At 59.7% G+C, this 22128-nt stretch carries 21 protein-coding genes and 1 riboswitch; all 21 genes read right to left on the reverse strand.

From position 1 onward, the window contains the following. Window positions 1-38: 38 nt before the first annotated feature. Window positions 39-1274 carry a cell division protein FtsA gene (gene ftsA / locus J8Z22_RS19855; protein ID WP_028111517.1) on the reverse strand — a complete coding sequence of 412 codons (1236 nt, stop codon included), beginning with the start codon at window positions 1272-1274 and terminating at the stop codon, window positions 39-41. Window positions 1275-1277: 3 nt separating this feature from the next. Next, the gene (locus J8Z22_RS19860) at window positions 1278-2036 is read right to left on the reverse strand and encodes a cell division protein FtsQ/DivIB (RefSeq protein WP_051252262.1); all 759 of its coding nucleotides are present in this window, start codon (window positions 2034-2036) and stop codon (window positions 1278-1280) included. A gap of 3 nt (window positions 2037-2039) precedes the next feature. Continuing rightward, window positions 2040-2960, reverse strand: coding sequence for a D-alanine--D-alanine ligase (locus tag J8Z22_RS19865; RefSeq protein WP_252007757.1), 921 nt, complete (start codon window positions 2958-2960; stop codon window positions 2040-2042). After that, on the reverse strand, window positions 2953-4404 hold the full coding sequence (murC, locus tag J8Z22_RS19870) for a UDP-N-acetylmuramate--L-alanine ligase (RefSeq protein WP_035414950.1): 1452 nt from the start codon (window positions 4402-4404) through the stop codon (window positions 2953-2955). Before murC ends, J8Z22_RS19865 begins: the two co-directional genes overlap by 8 nt. Further along, a complete protein-coding gene (gene murG, locus J8Z22_RS19875; protein WP_169629186.1) occupies window positions 4397-5494 on the reverse strand; it encodes an undecaprenyldiphospho-muramoylpentapeptide beta-N-acetylglucosaminyltransferase in 1098 nt (365 codons plus the stop codon). The genes murC and murG overlap by 8 nt, the downstream gene beginning before the upstream one ends. After that, complete coding sequence (ftsW, locus tag J8Z22_RS19880) at window positions 5478-6695, reverse strand: cell division protein FtsW (protein ID WP_028111512.1); 1218 nt, start codon at window positions 6693-6695, stop codon at window positions 5478-5480. Before ftsW ends, murG begins: the two co-directional genes overlap by 17 nt. Next, a complete protein-coding gene (gene murD, locus J8Z22_RS19885) occupies window positions 6696-7988 on the reverse strand; it encodes a UDP-N-acetylmuramoyl-L-alanine--D-glutamate ligase (RefSeq protein WP_252010501.1) in 1293 nt (430 codons plus the stop codon). A gap of 7 nt (window positions 7989-7995) precedes the next feature. Further along, complete coding sequence (gene mraY / locus J8Z22_RS19890) at window positions 7996-9078, reverse strand: phospho-N-acetylmuramoyl-pentapeptide-transferase (RefSeq protein ID WP_028111510.1); 1083 nt, start codon at window positions 9076-9078, stop codon at window positions 7996-7998. Further along, window positions 9079-10443 (reverse strand): UDP-N-acetylmuramoyl-tripeptide--D-alanyl-D-alanine ligase, encoded by a 1365-nt coding sequence (gene murF / locus J8Z22_RS19895; protein ID WP_252007760.1) that lies wholly within the window; start codon window positions 10441-10443, stop codon window positions 9079-9081. Next, window positions 10436-11905, reverse strand: coding sequence for a UDP-N-acetylmuramoyl-L-alanyl-D-glutamate--2,6-diaminopimelate ligase (gene murE, locus J8Z22_RS19900; RefSeq protein WP_252007762.1), 1470 nt, complete (start codon window positions 11903-11905; stop codon window positions 10436-10438). Before murE ends, murF begins: the two co-directional genes overlap by 8 nt. Further along, window positions 11892-13598, reverse strand: a complete 1707-nt coding sequence (locus tag J8Z22_RS19905) for a penicillin-binding transpeptidase domain-containing protein (RefSeq protein ID WP_051252297.1) — start codon at window positions 13596-13598, stop codon at window positions 11892-11894. The genes murE and J8Z22_RS19905 overlap by 14 nt, the downstream gene beginning before the upstream one ends. Window positions 13599-13705: 107 nt before the next feature. Continuing rightward, window positions 13706-14017 (reverse strand): cell division protein FtsL, encoded by a 312-nt coding sequence (gene ftsL, locus J8Z22_RS19910; RefSeq protein WP_028111506.1) that lies wholly within the window; start codon window positions 14015-14017, stop codon window positions 13706-13708. A 3-nt stretch (window positions 14018-14020) separates the two neighbouring features. Further along, a complete protein-coding gene (gene rsmH / locus J8Z22_RS19915) occupies window positions 14021-14971 on the reverse strand; it encodes a 16S rRNA (cytosine(1402)-N(4))-methyltransferase RsmH (protein WP_028111505.1) in 951 nt (316 codons plus the stop codon). Next, window positions 14971-15429: a division/cell wall cluster transcriptional repressor MraZ gene (gene mraZ, locus J8Z22_RS19920; RefSeq protein WP_028111504.1), complete on the reverse strand. Its 459-nt coding sequence runs from the start codon at window positions 15427-15429 to the stop codon at window positions 14971-14973. The genes rsmH and mraZ overlap by 1 nt, the downstream gene beginning before the upstream one ends. 277 nt (window positions 15430-15706) lie before the next feature. Next, window positions 15707-17713: a hypothetical protein gene (locus tag J8Z22_RS19925; protein ID WP_028111503.1), complete on the reverse strand. Its 2007-nt coding sequence runs from the start codon at window positions 17711-17713 to the stop codon at window positions 15707-15709. 100 nt (window positions 17714-17813) lie between these two features. Continuing rightward, window positions 17814-17898: riboswitch (cyclic di-GMP riboswitch) on the reverse strand. A gap of 151 nt (window positions 17899-18049) precedes the next feature. Beyond that, a complete protein-coding gene (locus tag J8Z22_RS19930; protein ID WP_252007765.1) occupies window positions 18050-18298 on the reverse strand; it encodes a hypothetical protein in 249 nt (82 codons plus the stop codon). A 75-nt stretch (window positions 18299-18373) separates the two neighbouring features. Further along, window positions 18374-18817 (reverse strand): ClpXP protease specificity-enhancing factor, encoded by a 444-nt coding sequence (locus J8Z22_RS19935; protein WP_035414947.1) that lies wholly within the window; start codon window positions 18815-18817, stop codon window positions 18374-18376. Further along, entirely contained in the window at window positions 18810-19439 is a 630-nt protein-coding gene (gene sspA / locus J8Z22_RS19940; RefSeq protein WP_028111500.1) for a stringent starvation protein SspA, read from the reverse strand. Before sspA ends, J8Z22_RS19935 begins: the two co-directional genes overlap by 8 nt. Before the next feature lie 95 nt (window positions 19440-19534). Then, window positions 19535-20230 carry a cytochrome c1 gene (locus tag J8Z22_RS19945; protein WP_028111499.1) on the reverse strand — a complete coding sequence of 232 codons (696 nt, stop codon included), beginning with the start codon at window positions 20228-20230 and terminating at the stop codon, window positions 19535-19537. After that, window positions 20230-21441, reverse strand: coding sequence for a cytochrome bc complex cytochrome b subunit (locus J8Z22_RS19950; RefSeq protein ID WP_371878036.1), 1212 nt, complete (start codon window positions 21439-21441; stop codon window positions 20230-20232). The genes J8Z22_RS19945 and J8Z22_RS19950 overlap by 1 nt, the downstream gene beginning before the upstream one ends. Before the next feature lie 2 nt (window positions 21442-21443). Then, window positions 21444-22034, reverse strand: coding sequence for a ubiquinol-cytochrome c reductase iron-sulfur subunit (petA, locus tag J8Z22_RS19955; RefSeq protein ID WP_028111497.1), 591 nt, complete (start codon window positions 22032-22034; stop codon window positions 21444-21446). Window positions 22035-22128 lie beyond the last annotated feature (94 nt).

A 22128-nucleotide genomic window follows, 5' to 3' on the forward strand; every position in this document is an offset into this window, starting at 1 on the left:
AGGGGCGCTATCCTACCCTGTCCCACTGCCATCGGCCGCTAAAATTCACCCTTAAACCAACCTTGGATTCGATCCAAAAAGCTGGTGACTCCGTTGCCGGTTTCCCGTTCGCGCTCGCGATCGCGGATTCTTTCGGCGCCAAAGTACAGCAAGCCAACGGGTGTTGCAAAGCTTGGCTCACTGACATATTCATTTAACCCTTTGGATTCCGTAGGGATAGCCACCCTGACCGGCATGCCAAAGCACTCTTCTGCCACTTCGACGGCACCGTCGATGGCTGAGGTTCCGCCGGTGAGGATGATCCCCGCCGCCACCTGTTCTTCAAAGCCACTGCTGCGCAACTCCTCCTGCACCAGTTCAAAGATCTCCTGGTAACGGGGCTCCACCACCTCCGCCAGGGTGTGGCGGGACATGGTTCGAGACGGCCGGCCACCGACGGAGTGAACGTCGATGCTCTCCTCCTGGCTGACCAGGGCACTACGAGCACAGGCGTACTGCACCTTTATCTGCTCGGCGTGGGCCAGCGGGGTGCGGAAAATCTTGGCGATGTCGTTGGTGACCTGATTGCCGGCCACTGGAATCACCGCACAATGACGCAAGGCGCCATTGGTGTAGATGGCGATGTCGGTGGTGCCGCCGCCGATGTCCACCAGGCAGGCACCGAGGTCTTTCTCGTCCTGGGTCAGCACCGCATCGGCGGATGCCAGGGCGGAGAACACCAGGTCTTCCACCTGGATGCCACAACGCTCGACACATTTAATGATGTTTTTGGCCCAGTCGTTGGAGCAGGTAACGATGTGCACGTCCACCTGCATCCGCATGCCGGAGATACCCACCGGGCTGCGAATCCCCTCCTGCTCGTCGATGCTGAACTCCTGAGGCAGCACGTGCAGGATGCGACGCTCGGTGGGAATCTTCACCGAGCGGGCGGTGTGGATGGCGTGGTCGACGTCATCCTGGGTCACTTCATCGTCGTCGATGGAGACCATGCCCTTTTCATTCTGGCTGTCCACATGCCGGCCGGAGATGCTCAGGAACACCGAACCCACCTGACAATCGGCCATCATCTCCGCCTGACCAATGGCGTTTTTGATGCTGCGTGACACCGAATCAAGATCGTTGACACCACCCTTGTCCATGCCCCGGGAAGGCTGGCTGCCCAGGCCGACAATGCTGATGACCCCATCGGGCATCAGTTCACCAATGATCGCCACCACCTTGGAGGTGCCGATATCCAGCCCGACGATGAGATTACGTTCCTGACTCTTAGTCATGCTCTATTGATTCTCTTGTTGTTCTAACTGCCAACCCACGGCCAATCCCGTATCGTACCGAAGATCAATGTATTGTGCTCGTCTTCCTTGCGTTTTCAGCGTCGGCCACAGGTCAATAAACCGCTGCAGGCGCTCGACGCCATCGGTCCTTCCCAGCCGCAGCTCCAACCCGTCTTTGAGCTGTACCTTCCAGGCATGGCGGGCCGTCAACTCCAGCGCCGCTGGCTCAAACCCATTTAACCGCAAAAGCTGACTGAATATCAGCCAGTGTTGCCACACTTTTTGGTTGCTGTCCGCCGGCCCGAAAAGTTCGGGCAGCGGCACCAATCCGGGGCGAGCCGGCGCGGTAAATGCATCCGCGTCCTGATTCAGCCAGTGGTCACCATTCCAATGCGCCTGTGGCTGCTGCTCCACCAGATACACCCGTAACCGATTTGGCCACTCCCGACGCACCGTGACCCGCTTAACCCAGGGCAGATCGGTCAACGCTGCTGCCACCCCCTGCATGTTGGCGGTCACCAGGCTGGCGCCATCGATACCGGCCAGCGCCTGCTGCACCTCCGCATCCGAGGTGTAGCTCCGCTCTCCCACCAGGGCGATTTCGCTGATGGGTAAGCGGTCGGCGTCCGCCAGTGTCTGCCCAAGCCGGTTACCGCCCCATGCCAGCAACACCAGCACCAGTATCAGCATCAGTATCCCCACCAGGGAATACCAGTTGACCTCGGGCCGTCGCCATTTGGGCAATGCCGGCAAGGAGACCATGGCTTACCTCAGGGTCTGGGCCAAAATGGCCACAACCAGCGCCTGAAAATCCAGGCCCGTCGCTTGCGCCGCCTTTGGCACCAGGCTGGTCTGTGTCATACCCGGTACGGTATTGACCTCCAGCAACTGCCAGTCGCCGTCGGCGGTGCGCATCACATCCACCCGGCCCCAGCCACTGGCCCCTACCGCCTTAAACGCATCCAGAGCCAGGGTGCGCAACTGCTGCTCTTCCTCCGCAGACAGGTCACACGGGCACAGGTAGCGGGTCTCGGTGGACTGGTACTTGGCCTGATAGTCGTAAAACTGATTGTCGGTCTGCATCTCGATGGCCGGCAGCGCCTGCTCACCGAGGATCGACACCGTGTACTCTGGCCCATCGATAAAGCGTTCCACCAAAATCTGTCGGTCGTACTCCAGCGCCGCTTCGATAGCCTGCTGCAGCTGTAACGCGGTGTCGGCGATGGCCATGCCGATGGAAGACCCTTCATTGGCGGGTTTCACCATCACCTTGCCACCGAGACGCGCCAGCATGGTGCCAGCCTGCTCGGCCTGATACGTCTCCTGACGGGCCACCTCAAACGCCGCTGTGGGCAGCCCCATGCCAGCCCACAGCATCTTGGTGCGGACTTTGTCCATGGCCAGGGCGCAGCCAAGCACGCCACTGCCGGTGTAGGGCAGGCCCATGTGGTCGAGGGCACCCTGCAGGGTGCCGTCCTCGCCGCCACGGCCATGAAGCACCACAAACACCCGTTCGAAGCCTTCCTGTTGCAACTGGGCCAGGGGGCGCTCCGCCGGATCAAAGGGGTGAGCGTCCACGCCGGCGGCCTGCAGTCCGGCCAGAACCGCCTGCCCGGATTTCAGAGAGATCTCCCGCTCGGCACTGCTGCCACCGAACATCACCGCCACTTTGCCAAACTTACTCATCGCCTACCTCTTTCATGGCGTCAATACTCAACTTCATCGCGCCCAACTGCTTGGCCAGGGCACCAATGTTGCCGGCCCCCTGAGTCATCACCACGTCACCGTCCTGAATCAGGTCCGCCAATACTCCGGGCAACGCCTGGGGCGACGCCACGTAGATGGGGTCCACTTTCCCCCGGCCACGAATCGATCGGGCCAGGGCGCGACTGTCGGCACCAGGAATCGGCTCCTCGCCGGCGGCATACACCTCCAGCAGCAGCAACTGATCCACTTCACCCAACACCTGGCAGAAGTCGTCATACAGATCCCGGGTACGGCTGTAACGGTGCGGTTGATACGCCATCACCAGCCGGCGCTCGGGCCAGGCGGCACGGGCGGCGCGGATGGTGGCCGCCACCTCGCTGGGGTGGTGGCCGTAATCGTCCACCAACAGTGCCCGGCCACGGCCACTATCAAACTCTCCGTACTGCTGGAAGCGGCGGCCGATGCCTTCAAACTGCGCCAGGGCGGAGACAATGGCCGCATCGTCGATGCCGGCGTCGGAGGCCACCGCGATGGCCGCCAGGGCGTTGAGGGCGTTGTGCCGTCCAGGCAGGGCCAGGGTCACCTTGAGGTCATCGCAGCCATGGCGTTGCACCACAAACTCGCTGTGAGTGCCGTGCTGAACGAAATCCCGTCCCTGCACGTCGACGTCACTGCCAAAGCCATAGGTGGTCACCTGACGGCTGATCCGGGGCAAAATCGCCTGCACACCGTCATCGTCACCGCACACCACCGCCAGGCCATAAAAGGGCAGGTTGTGGAGAAACTCGATAAAGGTGTCGTGCAGCCGGCCCACGTCGCCACCATAGGTGTCCATGTGGTCCGGCTCGACATTGGTGACCACCGATACCATCGGCTGCAGATGCAGGAAGCTGGCATCGGATTCATCGGCTTCGGCAATCAAAAACTTGCCCGACCCCAGCCGGGCGTTGGTGCCGGCGCTGTTGAGCAATCCGCCGATGACAAAGGTCGGATCCAGCTTCGCCTGAGCAAAGATGCTGGCGATCAAGCTGGTGGTGGTGGTTTTCCCATGGGTACCGGCAATGGCAATGCCGTGGCGAAACCGCATCAGTTCCGCCAGCATCTGGGCGCGCTGCACCACGGGAATCCGTCGCTCACGAGCGGCGATGATCTCCGGGTTGCTGTCGGCAATGGCGGTAGAAGCCACCACCACGTCCTTGTCGGCCACCCAGCGGGCATCGTGGCCCAGGTGAATTACTGCCCCAAGCGCCTTGAGCCGATCGGTTACCGCGTTTTCGGCGATGTCGCTGCCACTGATGCGATAGCCCTCATTGGCCAGCACCTCGGCGATGCCGCCCATGCCCGCGCCGCCGATGCCGATAAAATGAATCGCTTTCACTCGGCGCATGGCGCCCATTCCGTTCTGCATGGCTGAATTACTCATTGTGTTGCCCCCCGGCGGCCTGAATGCACTCCTGTGCCACCAACTGGGTGGCCTGAGGAACCGCCACCTCGGTTGCCGCCCGCGCCATGGACATCAACCGCTCTGAATCATGAGCCATCTGGGTGAGCCGCAGTGCCAGGCTTTTCGGCGTCAGCTTGGACTGCGGCATCAATTTGGCCGCCCCTGAGGCCACCAGGGCCTCGCTGTTTTTGGTCTGGTGATCGTCCACCGCATGGGGAAACGGCACCAGAATCGAGGGTCGGCCGGTGGCGCTAAGCTCGGCCACGGTCAGGGCACCCGCTCGACAGATCACCAGATCCGCCCAGGCATAGGCCGCCGCCATGTCATCAATAAACTCCGACACCTGCACCCCCACGGCCGGCGCCAGGGCCTGCCAGGCTTCCCGGGTGGCGGCCTCGTTGCCACGCCCGACTTGATGCCAGACGGTCAAGCTGGTGTTCGGGCCCAACCGCTGCGCCGACTGGGGCAGGGTCTCGTTGAGCACCTTGGCTCCCAGGCTGCCACCAACAACCAACACCTTAAGCTGGTCACCGGGTACCACGGGATGATCCCGCCCCACCGCCAACAACTCCTCTCGCACCGGATTGCCAACCCGGCGGGCATCCCGGCCGGGAAAGACGCCGTCAAAGGCGCAGAGGATGCGGCTGGCGAAACGAGCCAGGATGCGGTTGGTGGCACCGGCGACGGCATTCTGCTCATGCAGCACCACCGGGATCCCCCTAAGCCAGGCCGCGATGCCTCCAGGTCCGGCGGCATAGCCGCCCATGCCCAGCACCACATCCGGCTTACGCTGGCGCAAAAGGCGCCAGGACTGGGAGATCGCCTTGAGGATCTGCAGGGGCGCCTTGAGCTTACGCATCAGGCCATTGCCCCTCACTCCCTGGATGTCGATAAAGTCGATCTCAAACCCATGCTGGGGCACCAGGCGCGCCTCCATGCGATCGGCGGTGCCCAGCCAGCTGACCTCCCAGCCCTGCTGCCGCAGATACCGGGCTACGGCCAGCGCCGGGAAAACGTGACCGCCGGTACCACCGGCCATCACCATTAATCGTTTAGGAGCCGTCATCACTGCCCCCCTTTTTGCCAGGACTTGCCCCGGCCAATCGTCGCTCGTAATCGACGCGCAGCAATACAACGGCTGCGACGGTCATTACCCATAAACTGCTTCCACCATAACTGACCATGGGTAACGTCAGGCCTTTGGTTGGCAACAGGCCAACGCTGGCACCGACGTTTACCGCGGTTTGAAAACTGAACCAGATACCGATGCCGTAGGCAAAATAGCCAGCAAAAGCCTGATTGGCCTGCAATGCCAGATTGCCAATGCGCAGCGCTCGCAGCGCCAGAATCAGTTCCAGCAGCAGCACAAAGGTGACGCCGGCAAACCCCAGCTCCTCACCCAGTACCGCAAAAATAAAATCCGTATGCGCCTCGGGCAGGTACTCCAGTTTCTGGATGCTGTTGCCCAGCCCCTGCCCCAACCAATCGCCGCGGCCGTAGGCCATCAGAGACTGGGTCAGCTGGTAACCGGCGCCGAACGGGTCGGCCCAGGGATCCCAGAAACTGGTGACCCGTCGTAGCCGGTACGGAGCCGAGATGATCAATCCCACCACCAGGGACACCCCCAGCAGCATCAGGGCAAAGAAATCCCTCAGCTTAGCGCCAGCCAGGAACAGCATCCCCATCACGGTGACAAACATCACCACCACGGTACCCAGATCCGGCTGAGCCAGAATGAAACCGGCGTACACGCCCAGGGTGACAAAGGGCTTCAAGAAGCCCTTGAGCTCCTCCCGAACCTCCTGGTGACGCCGCACCAGGTAACCGGCCAGGTACAGGAACAGGGTGAACTTGGCCACCTCAGCCACCTGAATGTTTACCGGGCCCAACGGCAACCAGCGAGTCGCCCCGTTGACGCTGCGGCCGACGAACAACACCAGCACAATCAACACCAGTCCTCCCAGCATCAACTGGGTACTGCGTTGTTGCCACCAGCTCATGGGGATGCGCAGCCCCAGGGCCAGGATCACCAATGCACCGCCGAGAAACGCCAGGTGGCGCTTAACGAAATAGAGCGGATCGCCGGTCAGGCTTTGCGCCTCGGCCAATGACGCCGAGGTCACCATCACCAGGCCGATGGCTGCCAGCGTCAGCAGTAGCAACAGCAGAAAGCGATCGTACAGCGGCGGCTGATCCGAGTGTGCCCCCAGCCAGCCCATCAGGCCGCTGCGAGGCAATCTCAGTGACAACTGCTGCTCGGTAGACGCCATTCAGACCGCCTCCGCCGCACGTTGAAAACTGTCGCCGCGTTTCATGTAGTTGGCGAACATATCCAGGCTGGCACAGGCCGGGGACAGCAACACCATGTCGCCCTCGACCGCCACTGCCGTCGCTTGGCGAACCGCACTCTCCATGGAGTCGCACTGCACCGCCCCGGCAAACAGCGCCGCCAGCGACGGGCCGTCCTGCCCCAGGGTAAACAGACTCGCCAATCGCGCGGCAAACACCGGCGCCAGCGGCGAGAAATCGGCGCCTTTACCGACGCCCCCGGCAATCAGGTGCAAGCGACCGGGAAACTCCGCCAACCCTTCCAGGGCTGCCAGAGTGGCGCCGACGTTGGTGGCCTTGGAGTCATTCACAAAGTGGACACCGTGTTTTACCACCACCGTCTGGCAGCGGTGCGCCAGGCCACCAAACCGACGCAGTGCCTGACGCATGGCGTCATGGTCGATGCCCACCGCCGTGGCCAATGCTATGGCGGCCAGGGCATTGGCCTGATTGTGTTGTCCCACCAGCGCCATCTCTGCCACCGGCATCACCGCCACGGCCCCGTCGCATAACTGGCCGTCGGCCAGGTGGAAACGCCCCGCCTGCAGGCCAAAACTCCAGGCTTGGGGGTCATCGCAACGGGTATTGTCGTCGTCGAGGTTGTGCAGACACAACTGGGCGCCATCATAAATGGTGCGTTTGGTGTCGCGGTAATGCTCAAAGTCCCGGTAGCGGTCCAGGTGATCGTCACTGACATTCAGCACCGTGGCGATGCGCGGTGCCAGGCTGTGAGTGGTCTCAAGCTGGAAGCTGGACAACTCCAGCACATAGACATCGTGGCCGCGGTTCAGCAACTGCAATGCCGGCACACCGATGTTGCCGCCCACACCCGCGCTCAGACCGGCGGCCTCGATCATCTCACCCACCAAGGTGGTGACCGTCGACTTGCCATTAGAGCCGGTGATGGCGATCACCGGTTTGTCCGCTTCTCGGGCAAACAACTCGATGTCGCCGATGGCCTCGACGCCGGCCGCCATCGCCTCGGCAATGGCGGGTGTGGCCAGGGCAATACCCGGCGACACCACCAGAGTGGTTGCCTGCTTCAGGGCGGCCGCCTCGAACTCGCCGCTGAGCAGCGGCACATCGGCAAACTCAGCCGCCAGTTGCTCGGCCCCCGGAGGCGTCTGGCGAGTGTCCCACACCGCGACGGTGTCGCCACGGCCATGGAGATGGCGTACGCAGGCCAGGCCAGTGATGCCCAGCCCCAGAACCAACCAATCCACTCGCGACGTCAGACTCACGTTAACGCACCTTAAGGGTCGCCAGACCCAGTAACACCAGACACAGGGAGATGATCCAGAAACGAACGATAACCCGTGGTTCCGGCCAGCCTTTCAATTCGAAATGGTGATGAATTGGCGCCATCTTGAAGATGCGCTTACGACGCAGCTTGAAGGAGCCCACCTGCAGAATCACCGACAGGGTTTCCATGACGAAGATGCCGCCCATGATCACCAACAGGATCTCCTGTCGGGTCAGCACCGCAATCGCCCCCAGTGCCGCCCCCAGCGCCAATGAGCCCACATCGCCCATAAACACCTGGGCTGGATAGGTGTTGAACCACAAAAAGCCCAACCCGGCGCCAACCATGGCGGTGCAGACGATCACCAACTCACCCACTCCGGGCAGATAAGGGATATGCAGGTAGCGGGAGAATTCGGCGTGGCCGGACAGGTAAGCCACCAGGGCAAACGCCGCCGCCACCATCACCGTCGGCACAATCGCCAGGCCATCGAGGCCATCGGTCAGGTTAACCGCATTGGAGCTGCCGACGATGGTGAAGTACACCAGCAGAATGAACAGTGGCCCCAGTTGTGGCATCACGTCCTTGAAGAAGGGCACCACCAACATGGTTTCATCCGGACTTTGGGCGCTCCACAGCAGGTAAGCCCCCACCACCAGGGCAATGGCGGATTGCCAGAAATACTTCCAGCGCGCGATCAGCCCCTTGGGATCTTTTCGAATCACCTTGCGGTAGTCGTCGACGAAGCCGATGGTGCCAAAGGCCCCCAGCACAAACAGCATCACCAGCACATAGCGGTTGGTCAGTTCGCCCCACAACAGCACACTGACAAAGATGCCGCCCAGGATCATCAAGCCCCCCATGGTTGGGGTGCCGCGCTTACTGAAGTGGGACTCGGGGCCGTCGTCACGCACCACTTGACCGATCTGCATGTCCTGCAGATAGCGAATCAGGTACGGGCCCATAAACAGGCAAAAACACAGGGCCGTCAACAAGCCAAGAATGGAGCGGAACGTCAGATAGGAAAAGACGTTAAATCCACTGTGGAACTGGGCCAGGTACTCGGCCAGATAAACCAGCATCTACTTCTGTTCTCCATATTGTTCCTGCAAAGCGTCTATGACTCGCTCCATGGCGGCGCTGCGGGAACCTTTTATCAATAGGGTCACCGGCCCTGCCCAATCAGGCAGGCTGCGGATGACGGCGGCGATCAAATCCGATTGAGCCGCAAAATGACGTCCTGACGAGTGAGGCGCCGAAACCGAGCGGCTTAATGTACCCACTGTCAGCACATGGTCAATCTCTTTTTTCCAGGCATGTTGGCCGACCTCAAGGTGCAGTGACTCGCTGTCGGGCCCCAACTCCCCCATGTCGCCAAATATCAACACTCGAGTGCCGTCGAGTTCGGCCAGGGTGTCGATGGCGGCTTTACTGGAGGCGACGCTGGCGTTGTAGCAGTCGTCAATCACCTGAAGCCCCGGCTGCAACTGCAACGGCCGCATCCGCCCTTTCACCGGCACCAGGCTCTGCAGCCCGGTCTGAATCTTATCCAGTTCAATGCCGGCGGCGGTGGCCAGGGCTGCGGCCGCCAGGGCGTTGTCCACCTGATGGCGCCCCACCAGAGGCAGGCTGACGCTGCGGGCGCCATCGGCCCGGTTAAGGCTGAAGCGGTAACAGCCGTTGCCGAGACGTTCGATGTCGCTGCCGTGCAGATCCGCAGGCTGACGGCTGGAGAAGGTCAGGGTCGGTCGGGTACCGATGTTGTCTCGAATGGCCGCGGCCTTGTGATCGTCGAGATTCAGCACCGCCACCCCGTCGTCACTCAGATGTTCAAAAATTTCGCTTTTGGCGGCGGTGACGCCATCGAGGGAACCGAATCCCTCCAGATGAGCGGCTTGTACGTTGTTGATCATCGCCACATTGGGCCGCACCAGCGACGAGGTATAGCGAATCTCGCCGGCATGATTGGCCCCAAGTTCAAACACGCCAAAACGGTGCTGAGGCTCCAGCCGAAGCAGGGTCAGGGGTACACCGAGGTCATTGTTAAAATTCCCCAGAGTCGCCAGGGTCTCACCCTGCTGGCGAAAAATGGCCGCGGCCATCTCCTTGACCGAGGTTTTGCCCACCGAACCGGTGATCGCCACCCGATAGGGCGCCAGAGTGCGACACAGCCAAGCACCCAGTTGCCCCAGCGCCAGACGGGTATCGGCCACCACCACCTGTGGCAGGGCCACCGACTGGGGCTCGCTCACCAGCGCGGCGGCGGCCGTTTGAGCCACGGCGGCCACGTAACCATGGCCGTCAAAATGTTCGCCCTTAATCGCCACGAACAGCCCGCCGGCCACCGCCTGTCGACTGTCGGTAAACACCTGCTGTATCTCGACATCGTCGCCCAGCAACTGACCGGAGACGATGGTCGCCAGCTCAGACAAGGTCAGTTTAATCATCCTTGCCCTCCATCACCTGTTGCACCCAGTGGCGCTCGTTGTAGTCCTGCCGGGTATTGTGAATGATCTGATAGTCTTCGTGACCCTTACCGGCCACCAGTATCATGTCTTTACTCGCGGCCAGGCTCTGGGCCAGAGACACCGCCTTGGCACGGTCGGTCTCAAGCCACACCTGCGCCTTACCCTGCAGGCCAGCCTGCATCTGTTCGATGATGGCCTCCACCGACTCGTTTCTGGGGTTGTCCGCCGTCAGAATTAGGTTATCGGCCACCGACTCGGCTTCCAGCGCCATCAATGGCCGCTTGCCCTGATCCCGGTCGCCGCCACAGCCGAACACACACCAGAGCTTGCCTCGACAATGGGCCTTCAGCGCCTGCAACGCCTGCTTGAGGGCGTCTGGGGTGTGGGCGTAGTCCACCACCATGGTGGCCTTACCCGGCGCGGTAAACGCTTCCATTCGGCCCAGCGCCGGTTGCAACTGGGTCACTGCCTGCAACAACGGTGCCAGGGGGACATCACGCACCAGCATCGCCGCCAGCGCCGCCAGCAGGTTGGCCAGGTTAAAGGCGCCGATCAGCGGTGATGCCAGCTCGAACTCGCCCCAGCTGGAGCGGACCGTGGCAGACACCCCGTCACTGTGGTAATCGGCTCGAATCACCGACAGGTACTGGCCCCGGCAACTGGCCCCATCGAGGCTGTAGCCGACACAGGGACGCTGGGGATCCCACTGCCGATGCCACAGGGCACCGTATTGGTCATCCAGATTAAAGACAGCGGCTCCCACAGCGGGTAACTGGAACAATCGCAACTTGGCATCGGCGTAGCTGTCCATATCACCGTGGTAATCCAGGTGATCACGACTCAAGTTGGTGTACACCGCCACATCAAATCTCAACCCGTCCACTCGATGCTGACACAGGCCGTGGCTGGAGACCTCCAGGGCCACCGCTTCGGCGCCGTCGTGCGCTTGCTGCGCCAGGTTGCGAGCCACGGTAATGGCGTCGGAGGTGGTATTGACCGACGGCTGTAGCTGGCCCCAGAGGCCGTTGCCCACGGTGCCCATTACGCCGGCGGTCTGGCCCAGCTGGTGGTGCAGTTGCGCCAGCAACTGGGTTACCGTGGTTTTGCCATTGGTGCCGGTAACGCCGTACAAAATCGGCTGGCTCGCCGCCGGGTAGGCGGCCACCGCCATGGCCGACAGCGCCCGGTTCAAGCCGGTCAGGCCAATGCGCAGCACCGGCTTCTGTTGCAGTACACCGCTCTGGGGCGACTCCTCAAGCACCGCCACCGCGCCATTGGCCACGGCGGCATCGATGTAGTCACGTCCGTCCACCAGGTGACCCGGCAGGGCCACGAACAGATCCCCGGGCTCAACCCGGCGGCTGTCCAGGGTCAACCCCTGAACCTTAATGCCCGTTGACAGCGGCATCCACGGCGCTAACAGATCATCAAGAGCGATCATTCACGCCTCCTCGTTTGGCGGCCACCCGCACCGGCACTTTCGGGGTAAAAGGGGCCACATTGAGCATCTGCAATGCGCCTGCCATTACCTTGGCAAAGACCGGCGCCGCCACGGTGCCGCCGTAATACTGTTCCCCTTTCGGGTCGTTAATCACCACCGACATCGCCAGCCGGGGGCGCTCCGCCGGCGCTAGGCCAGCAAAATAGGTAACGTAATCATCGCCATAGCCGCCAGCCACCGCCTTACGGGAGGTACCTGTCTTGCCGGCCACGGTGTAGCCGTCGATGTGAGCCTGCTTGGCGGTGCCTTCGGGACCGGTGATCCCCGACAACATCGCCACCACCTCATCGGCGACCCACTCCGGAACCACCTGTTCTGCCGGCGGCAGTTGGTCGGCGCGCACTTTCAGCACCGACGCCGGGTGCTTGCGGCCGCCATTGCCGAGGATGGCGTACACCTTGGCCAGTTGCAGCGGCGTGGCACTGAGGCCATAACCAAACGACAGCGTCGCTCGCTCAAAATCGGACCAACGGGTGCGTCGCGACAACACCCCGGTAGACTCGCCGGGCAGGTTCACCCCGGAGTAATCCCCCAGACCAAAGCCGGCATAGCTGTTGAGCACGGTCTCCACATCCATTCTCAGAGCCAGATTGGCGGTGCCCATGTTGCTGGATTTGAGCAGCACGTGAGTCAGATCCAGTTTGCCCAGGTTGCGGTAATCGCGAACGATGCTGCCGCCAATGCGGCGCCAGCCGGGACTGGTATTGATCACCTCATCGGGCTTGACCACCCCCTCTGCCAGCGCCGTGGCCACCACCAGCGGCTTGATCGTCGATCCTGGCTCAAAGGTATCGGTGATGGCTCGATTGCGCATGGCAAAACTCTGCATGCTGCTGCGCTGGTTGGGGTTGTAGCTGGGGGTGTTCACCATCGCCAGCACCTCACCGGTAACCACGTCCATGATGACGATGGAGCCGGAAGAGGCCATGTGATACTCGGTGGCCTTCTTCAGCTCCCGGTAGGCCAGAGACTGCAGCCGCATGTCGATGCTGAGCTTGAGATCATTGGGGTTTTCCCCCTCCTCGATCACCGACAGGTTTTCCACCACTTTGCCGTCGCGGGATTTGCGCACCTTCATTTTGCTGGCCGAACCGGTGAGCCAGTTGTCGTATTGACTCTCGATCCCTTCCAGCCCCTTGTCATCGATGTTGGTGATCCCCACCAACTGCGCGGTGATCTCCCCTGCCGGGTAGTAGCGACGGGATTCCGGCTTCAGGCCAATGCCGGGAATGCGCAGCTCGCGTACGTAGCGCGCCAACGCCGGCGTCACCTGGCGCTTCAGATAGACAAAACGACGCTTGGGGTTGGCCTTCAGGCGCGCCGCCAGCGCCTCGGGCTGCTCATCGAGCACCTCCGCCAGCGCTTGCCAGCGGCGCTTATCGTCGAAGCTATGCCGTTGATTCAAAATCTTAGGGTCGGCCCAGATCGCCTCTACCGGCACACTGACCGCCAACATCTCGCCGTTGCGATCGGTGATCAGCCCGCGCTGAACTTCGTGGGTTTGAGTGCGCAATGAGCGCATGTCACCTTCGTTAATCAACCGGTCCGGAGAGATCACCTGGATGTACGCCGCCCGCGCCATAATGGCCACAAACACACTGCACAGGGCGAACACCACGAAACGGTAGCGCATCTGAAACAGCGTCGGTCTCAGCTTCTGCTTGGCACCGGATTTTGCCGCAGGCTTGGCGGCTTTGGCGGGGCGGGCATTGGGACGCCGATGGCGGCGTTGACTGGGTTTCATGGCAGCCTCACCACCACTTCCTGACCCGGTGCCGGTCGGCTCATGTCCAGTTGCTTCTCCGCCAAGCGGCTGACCCGGCTGTGTTCGGTGAGGGTCTGCTCCTCCAGAAGCAAGTGACGCCATTGAATGTCGAGTTCATCACGGCGCTGACGCTGATCGTTGAGATCATTGGTCAGTAGCCTGGCTTCATACGCGGTCCAGACCACCCCCAAGGCACTCACCAGCACCAGCACGCTCAGCAGCACCACGCTCTTGTGGTGCCACAGGTCTCGCCAGATGATGCCAGCCAGGCTGGAGTCGCCAATCATGAATTACCCCAATCGCTCAGCAACCCGCAGCACCGAACTGCGGGAACGGGTGTTATCGCTCACCTCACCATCCGACGGCTTCAACGCTTTGCCGACGGTCTTCATGGTTCGGGTCTTATTGATCTGTTCCTCGGTCAGAGGCAGGCCGGGAGGCAACGGCTCACCCTGACTCTGACGTCGCATGAAGCGTTTGACCATCCGGTCTTCCAGCGAATGGAAGCTGATGATCGACAACCGTCCCTCTGGGGCTAACGCCACCAGGGAGCCCTTCAGCGCCTGTTCGATCTCCTCCAGTTCGCTGTTGATGTAGATGCGCACCGCCTGGAAGGTGCGGGTCGCCGGGTGCTTGCCCTTCTCCATCTTGTGTTTCGGAGTAATGTCTTCAATCAATTTGGCCAGGTCCCGGGTTCGCTCCAGCGGCTTGCCCTCCTCGATGTGGGCCTTGATGGCCCGGGAGATGGGACCGGCGTACTTGTCTTCACCAAAGGTGCGAATCACCCAGGCGATGTCTTTGGCATCGGCACGGTGCAACCACTGTGATGCGGTTTCGCCCTGGGTGTTGTCCATGCGCATGTCCAGCGGCCCATCCCGCAGGAAGCTGAAGCCGCGTTCGGCATCATCCAGTTGCGGCGACGACACCCCAAGATCCAACAGTACGCCATCGACCTGACCCACCAGGTCACGCGCTTCCAGGTACTGGGCCAGCCCGGAGAAAGGACCATGAATGATGGTGAATCTGGGGTCCTGCTGCTGCAGTTGCTGACCCACTTGAACCGCCTGGGGGTCGCGATCGATGCCAAACAAACGGCCATCGGGTCCAAGACGCGACAGAATTTCCCGGCTATGACCGCCACGTCCGAAGGTACCATCGATGTATGTACCGTCGGCTTTGATGTTCAATCCGTCCACTGCTTCTTTCAGCAGCACGGTTACGTGACTAAAACTTTCCGCCATTAGAGGGCAAATTCCTGTAAACGTTGGTTATCAATAAAGGCTTCCGCTTCTAAAGCGGTTTGAGAGTCGGCAATCTGTTGCTGCCAGTTGCTTTCCGACCAGATCTCAAACTTGTTGAGCTGACCGACCAGCATCAGTTGCTTATCCAGTTGCGCGTACTGTCGTAAAGGGGGAGGCAATAACACCCGGCCCATGCGATCCATCTCCACATCGGCGGCGTAGCCCAGCAACAGCCGTTTAATGGCGCGCTCACTGGGTTGGGTATCGGACAGGGTCGCCAGTTTTTGCTCGACCTCCTGCCAGGCATCCAGCGGGTACAGCAGCAGGCAGGCCGACTTGATGTCGACGGTCACCACCAACTGATTGTCGTTTTGCGCGCACAACAACGGCCGGTATCGCTTTGGTATTGCGATCCGGCCTTTGGCATCGAGAGAGATGCTGCTGGCGCCTCTAAACAAAAGCTATCCCATCCCTGTTAAATTCAATCGGACGACTTCATCCCACAAATAACCACTTTTTCCCACAAGCTACCAAGTTTATGGACACAAAGCGAGTATTGTCAAGGTGAGGCGATCGGCGTCAAATCCCGTCAGAATGGGGTTCTTACACTTATTTTTTAACTAGTTAACCCGTAATCAGCGGCGGCTTAACCGAGGTAATCAGAGTCATTAACTGAGCAAAAAAACAAAAAGGCTGCCCGAAGACAGCCAATCCGTTTTCCAACAACCCTGAGGGTTACTGGTTGTTCCAGTACAGGGTATTGGCAGATGCCAGATACGGCCGGTACCAGTTCGGCGCACCGTAGTGACGCAGGATGTGATCACTGATGTCTCCGATGCGGGCATCGTACGCCTGCAGATCAATCCAGTCATAGCCTACGGCCACCTGATCCCAGGTTGAACTCAAGCCAGTGCCATCGACACCAAAACTGGCCATGGCCGGCGCCACGAACACATTGCTGACCATGGTGTTGGCCAGGCAGGTCAGCGGCTGGTCGCTGTCCAACATCCCTTCCTGGCGGGCCAGAACCATGAAGCCTACGTCCAGGTGGGCGTGGTTAAAGTCTTCCATCTTGCCACTGCCGTCGGCCTTGTATTGATAATCCCAGGTACAGACGTTGTTGCTGTCCGCCTTGAGGTTATCCATATAGAAGCCCAGGATCTCATTGGCCTTCTGACCGAGGTCACCGCTGTCGTTGGTCCACTTGTTAAGGTAGATCATCGCCACACCCAGGGTCATGTTGTGGTTAAACGGCAGAGGGTTGGAGTACAAACCACTGTCACCGGTATCGGCATTATCCGGGTTGACGTAAAAGTAGGAGCCCTGAATCGCCGCATTCTTGGTGGTGCTGAATGAGGTGTCGTGTGCCCGTACAATCACTTTCGCCCGTTCGATGTAACTGTCGGCCTTGGCCATATAGGCGGTCAGGTTGTCACTCTTAATGTGATCCGCCAGCCGCATAATGGCATTGAGGATCATGCCGTCGGTCAGTGCCTCATTGCGCCAGCCACCATTATAGGGGCGTCGCCATCCGGGAACCGGTAACCCGGGCGTGGTCAGATACAACTTCGGCGCCAACTCATGGTAAGGCTCATTGAAGATGTTCAGCTCACCCCGCTCTACCCGCTGTTCGTCGGTGTAATACAGCATGTGATCCGCCAGCTCAACCGCGTAGTCCAGGTACTTGCTGTCCCCATAGGTCTTAGCCATGCGCACGTAAGCCCGCAGCCAGTAATGCCCTTCCCAGGCGTACACCAGGTTGTCGTTGCCCTTGGTCTCATTCATGACCGGACGCTGGTTAGGGTACATCTGTTCGAAGCGGGCATCCCACTCCGCCTGGCTCGCCAGGTGCGGCATCGGCGCCTTGACGTTCGACTCAATGGCTCGCCAGTCCGACGCCGCCACGTTCATCAGCAGATGCGTACCGTTGGCGCCCGCTCCGGAGGCCACCACGCCTTTGTCCTGGTCAAAGCTCAGGGCGCGGGAGTGATCGTTGTTATCCAGGTCGATCAACGCCAGTGACTGCAACGCCCCTTGAGAATACTGATCCTGCTGACGATACAACCAGTTGTATGTCACCGCCGTCGGGCTTACCGCACCGTTGCTGGTGGTGGCGCTGGCACTGCCATCCGAGGCAGTCAGGTTGCCATTGGCGACGGTGATCTCTACGTAGCGGCTCTGATCAAACGCCAGTTGCCCGCCGACAGACACCGTCTGACCGTTCCAGCGACCTTCGACGCTGTTGTGGGTAAAGGCCAGATAATCGCCATTGGCGGCGGAGGACAACAGCATGGTTTTGGCACCGGCCTCAACCGCAATCTCGTCCAGCCAGGCCACGACGCGAAAATCGCCGTCGGCACGCCAATCGGCAATCTCGCCATAGGCATTCTGACCATTAAACACCACCGCATCGGAGCTCAGAATCACCCCCACTTCCGGGTCTGGATCCGGCTCTGGGTCTGGATCCGGGTCCGGGTCTGGATCCGGGTCTGGGTCCGGGTCCGGGTCTGGATCTGGGTCCGGATCTGGGTCTGGGTCTGGGTCTGGGTCCGGGTCCGGGTCCGGATCTGGGTCCGGCTCAGGATCCGGGTCCGGAATGACCGGCGGCGGATCCGGGTCCGGCGACGGATCCGATGATCCGCCCCCACACCCGCTCAGGGTGACCGCTAACAGGGTGACTGAAAACAGGGTCTTCAGTGTTACCAGGCCATTGGGGCCCAGCTGAAAATGCCGATTTGACATCTAATGCTCCTAAATCGGCAGACAATTTCACGCGACGGTTGGTCAGTACACCAGGCCATAAGCCCGGCACCGTTGTTCCCTCAATACACCACATACGACATGAGGTAATCCCGCTATCTTTGGCGTACGCCTTAAGACCGGAGATTTTGCGTCGCCAGCTCTCACTGGTTTTGCCTTTGTCTGCTGTCTAAACACACCCGATGCCGCTGCGAATGGCGCGGACACCGAATAACGAAGTGGGAAGAGAATACTCAAGGCCCATTTTTTAGACAAACAGCTCAAAACCCCCCCCTTGAAGAAATTAATTTACTGATATAGAGCAAAAAATGATCTTCATTAATTACACTTCAGATTGGAATTAAGGTTGCCGGCTGAGCCACCAATTTTCAGAAGCTTTCTACAATCAATTGTTCTGACGCCAATTTTATCGATGGTCGGAGCAGCAAGCTCGACACCGTCGCAAAATGCAAAAACTTGAGTATCAAAGGCCAAAAACGTGATCGCGATCACATGGGCGATATTGGGGAAATCGCTTTTTTGTAACCAAGACTGGGCAAAGAAGCTCAGGCGCAATGCAGGCTTCATTAAATCCGAACGATTTTCCGCGGACAAAGCAAAAAAAACCGGAGCATAGGCTCCGGCTTTTCAATCATCGAATGCTTACTTGATGACCCTGAGAGTGGGTCGCCCCGGCTCGGGACGACTGTCCTGCGAGTCGACAGCCTCAGGCGCAGTGGTGTCATCCTGCTGCTGCTCCAGTTGCAGCTCATAGCTCGGTTCAGGCGGAAACAGGGTTCCGGCGCCATTTTCCCGGGCATAGATAGCCTCACAGGCATACAGGGGGACCACAATGGCCTGTGGCTGACCGCCAAAACGGGCATTAAAGCGGACGTCGTCATTGCCCATCTGCAGATTGCCCACCGCATGGGGAGCTATGTTCAGCACAATCTGGCCATCCTGCACATACTGAGTCGGTACCCGGACGCCGGGTAACTCGGCATTGACCGCCAGGTGAGGGGTCAGATCATTATCAACCAGCCACTCATACAGCGCCCGCAACAGGTAGGGGCGTTGGGGTGACAGGCTGTGCTCTACCTCAGACACCGATGCGCAGCTCGCGCTCGGCTTCGGTCAGCGATGCCTTAAAGGACTCACGCTCGAAGATGCGGGTCATGTAGGCTTTCACTTCATTGCTGCCACGGCCGGCCACTTCGATGCCCAGCTGAGGCAGGCGCCAGAACAGGGCTGCCAGGTAGCAATCTACCAGGGTGAACTCTTCGCTCATGAAGTAAGGGGTTTCCGCAAATACCGGGCTCAGGCCCAGAATGCTTTCGGTCAGCTGCTTACGAGCCGCATCGGCTTTCTCACCACGCATAATGCGTTCGGCCAATGCATACCAGTCATTCTGGATGCGGTACATCATCAGACGGCTTTGACCACGGGATACCGGATACACAGGCATCAACGGCGGATGAGGGAAACGCTCATCCAGGTACTCCATAATGATACGGGAGTTGTACAGCACCAATTCACGATCGATCAGGGTCGGAACGCTGTTGTATGGGTTGAGCTCTGCTAAGTCTTCCGGTAGCTGGTTTGGATCAACCTGGATTACCTCGACACCGACGCCCTTCTCCGCCAAGACAATGCGTACTTGGTGGCTATAGAGATCACTAGCACCGGAATACAGCGCCATTACAGAGCGTTTATTGGCAGCAACAGCCATCGACATCCTCCAAACTCACTCAGAAACGATAAAACATTTGGGGGCAAGAATGCCCCCAAATGCGCAAGAGGTAGATTGTAACCTGTTATTGGCGATTAGTGTACATCTCGCCAATATTCCTTCTTCAAGAAAAACGCAATCACGAAGAAGAAGGCCAGGAAAGCCAGTACCCATTTACCAATACGTTCACGTTCCAGCTTGACCGGCTCACCGGTATAGGCCAGGAAATTGGTGATATCCAGAACGTACTGATCATACTCTTCGGCATTCATCTGGCCGCCGCTGGCGACGATGGTACCGTCTTCCTGCAACACCGGTGTCCCTTGCAGTCCTTCCAGGACATGGGGCATGCCCACCGCCGGGAACACCAGGTTGTTGACGCCGAAGGGACGGCTTTCATCCACATAGAACGCCTTCAGGTAGGAGTAGATCCAGTCCGGGCTCTTCAGCCGCGCTTCCAGGGTCAGATCCGGCGGCGGCGCACCAAACCAGGTGGCACCATTGTCGGTACTCATGGCCGACTTGATCTGCTCACCAATCTTGGCATCGCTCAGAATCAGGTTTCCGACCTCCTCTTCGGTCATCTCCAGATCATCGGCAATGCGCTGGTAACGCTGGTACTGCAGGCTGTGACAGCCACTGCAGTTATCCATGAATGCCTGAGCACCGCGCTTGAGCGACGCTTTGTCAGTCAGATCAATGTTGGCACTGACCACGTGTTCATTGTTGCCGCCGGCGGCAAACACCAGAGCCGGCAGGCAAGCCATCATTACTGCGATTAACTTTTTCATTAGCCTGTCACCCTTTCTGGAACCGGTTTGCACTTCTCGTTCTTGCTGTACACAAACAGCAGTACGAAGAAGCCGAAGTAACCCAGGGTACAGATGCGTGCCAACAGGGTCAGGGTCGGAGTGGCCGGTACGGCACCCAGGTAACCCAGAACGATGAAGCAGACCACAAACTGTGACAGGTTCACCTTGTGCAGCATGCTGCGGTAGCGGATGGACTTCACCTTACAGCGGTCCAGCCATGGCAGCACAAACAGCACGCCGATGGCCGCGCCCATGCCGACCACACCCAGCAGCTTGTCCGGGATGGCGCGCAAAATGGCGTAGAACGGGGTGAAGTACCACACTGGCGCGATGTGTTCCGGCGTCTTCAGCGGGTTGGCCGCTTCGAAGTTTGGCCGCTCCAGGAAGTAACCCCCGCCCTCTGGCATAAAGAACAGCACATAACAGAAGATGATCAGGAATCCGGCCACTCCCATGATGTCCTTCACGGTGTAGTAGGGGTGGAAGGGAATCGCATCCACTGGCCAGCCGTCCGGGCCCTTGTTCTTCTTCACTTCGATGCCGTCCGGGTTGTTGGACCCCACCTCGTGCAGCGCGATGATGTGCAGGAATACCAGCACCACCAGTACCAGAGGCAAGGCAATCACGTGCAGGGCAAAGAAGCGGTTCAGTGTGGCACCGGAGACCACGTAGTCGCCTCGAATCCACAGGGTCAGATCGTCACCGATGACCGGAATGGCACCAAACAGGGAGATGATCACCTGAGCCCCCCAGTAGGACATCTGTCCCCAGGGCAGCAGGTAACCCATGAAGGCTTCGGCCATCAGGATCAGGAAGATCAGCATGCCGAAGATCCACAACAGTTCCCGGGGCTTCTGATAGGAGCCGTACATCATGCCGCGGAACATGTGCATGTAGACCACCACGAAGAAGGCGGAGGCCCCGGTGGAGTGCATGTAGCGCAGCAACCAACCGTATTCCACATCCCGCATGATGTATTCCACCGAAGCGAACGCGCCTTCGGCGGTGGGAACGTAGTTCATGGTCAACCAGACACCGGTCAGCAACTGGTTCACCAACACCAGCATTGCCAGAGAACCGAAGTAGTACCAGAAGTTGAAATTCTTAGGAGCAGGGTATTGGCCTACGTGCTTGTTGTACGTGGCCGTCATCGGGATCCGCTCGTCGATCCAATCAATGATCTTTTTCATAATCAGGCCACTCCCTTCTCAACGCCGATCAAAATGGTCTTTTCATCAACATAGAAGTGCGGCGGAATCACCAGGTTCAGCGGTGCAGGCACCCCCTGGAAAACCCGGCCGGCCATATCAAACTTTGAACCGTGGCAAGGGCAGAAGAAACCGGATGGCACCCCTTCGACCTGCTGGCCAAAGGTATCGGGCTGATAGGTCGGTGAGCACCCTAGGTGGGTACACAGGCCAACGGCAACAAAATACTCGTCCTTGATGGAACGGAAGGCATTCTGAGCGTAAGGAGGTTGTTGAGGCTCGACGGAGTCCGGATCACGCAGCTGATCGTCCAGCTTGGTTAATCCATCCAGCACCGCTTCGGTGCGACGTACGATCCACACTGGCTTACCGCGCCACTCAACGCGCAGCAGCTGTCCAGGTTCCACTTTACTGATATTGACTTCTACTGGAGCGCCGGCGGCTTTTGCCTTGGCACTCGGGTTCCATGATTTAATGAATGGAACCGCAACAGCAGCGGCGCCGACACTGCCCACTACGGCTGTAGCAGCGGTCAGGAATCTGCGACGTCCATTATCGACAGGCGCATTGCTCATCCACTTTTCTCCCATTGGGGTCTGCTTTTATTTTTTAATGACCCGAGCAGTTGTTACCCAAATTGTGGATTCAGGTAGCGCTGAAGCTCGGTCG

The organism is Ferrimonas sp. SCSIO 43195 (assembly GCF_023716685.1).
In the GTDB taxonomy this organism is placed as follows: Bacteria; Pseudomonadota; Gammaproteobacteria; order Enterobacterales; family Shewanellaceae; genus Ferrimonas; species Ferrimonas kyonanensis.

What these genes read in the sequence shown, in the direction of transcription:
- mraY (WP_028111510.1), bottom strand. Translation starts at nt 9,078, where the DNA reads ATGCTGGTTTATCTGGCCGAGTACCTGGCCCAGTTCCACAGTGGATTT.
- rsmH (WP_028111505.1), bottom strand. Translation starts at nt 14,971, where the DNA reads ATGGCGGAAAGTTTTAGTCACGTAACCGTGCTGCTGAAAGAAGCAGTG.
- petA (WP_028111497.1), bottom strand. Translation starts at nt 22,034, where the DNA reads ATGAGCAATGCGCCTGTCGATAATGGACGTCGCAGATTCCTGACCGCT.
- J8Z22_RS19945 (WP_028111499.1), bottom strand. Translation starts at nt 20,230, where the DNA reads ATGAAAAAGTTAATCGCAGTAATGATGGCTTGCCTGCCGGCTCTGGTG.
- ftsL (WP_028111506.1), bottom strand. Translation starts at nt 14,017, where the DNA reads ATGATTGGCGACTCCAGCCTGGCTGGCATCATCTGGCGAGACCTGTGG.
- J8Z22_RS19905 (WP_051252297.1), bottom strand. Translation starts at nt 13,598, where the DNA reads ATGCGCTACCGTTTCGTGGTGTTCGCCCTGTGCAGTGTGTTTGTGGCC.
- J8Z22_RS19860 (WP_051252262.1), bottom strand. Translation starts at nt 2,036, where the DNA reads ATGGTCTCCTTGCCGGCATTGCCCAAATGGCGACGGCCCGAGGTCAAC.
- ftsA (WP_028111517.1), bottom strand. Translation starts at nt 1,274, where the DNA reads ATGACTAAGAGTCAGGAACGTAATCTCATCGTCGGGCTGGATATCGGC.
- sspA (WP_028111500.1), bottom strand. Translation starts at nt 19,439, where the DNA reads ATGGCTGTTGCTGCCAATAAACGCTCTGTAATGGCGCTGTATTCCGGT.
- murE (WP_252007762.1), bottom strand. Translation starts at nt 11,905, where the DNA reads ATGATCGCTCTTGATGATCTGTTAGCGCCGTGGATGCCGCTGTCAACG.
- ftsW (WP_028111512.1), bottom strand. Translation starts at nt 6,695, where the DNA reads ATGGCGTCTACCGAGCAGCAGTTGTCACTGAGATTGCCTCGCAGCGGC.
- J8Z22_RS19930 (WP_252007765.1), bottom strand. Translation starts at nt 18,298, where the DNA reads ATGAAGCCTGCATTGCGCCTGAGCTTCTTTGCCCAGTCTTGGTTACAA.
- murC (WP_035414950.1), bottom strand. Translation starts at nt 4,404, where the DNA reads ATGAGTAATTCAGCCATGCAGAACGGAATGGGCGCCATGCGCCGAGTG.
- murF (WP_252007760.1), bottom strand. Translation starts at nt 10,443, where the DNA reads ATGATTAAACTGACCTTGTCTGAGCTGGCGACCATCGTCTCCGGTCAG.
- J8Z22_RS19950 (WP_371878036.1), bottom strand. Translation starts at nt 21,441, where the DNA reads ATGAAAAAGATCATTGATTGGATCGACGAGCGGATCCCGATGACGGCC.
- J8Z22_RS19865 (WP_252007757.1), bottom strand. Translation starts at nt 2,960, where the DNA reads ATGAGTAAGTTTGGCAAAGTGGCGGTGATGTTCGGTGGCAGCAGTGCC.
- J8Z22_RS19925 (WP_028111503.1), bottom strand. Translation starts at nt 17,713, where the DNA reads ATGTCAAATCGGCATTTTCAGCTGGGCCCCAATGGCCTGGTAACACTG.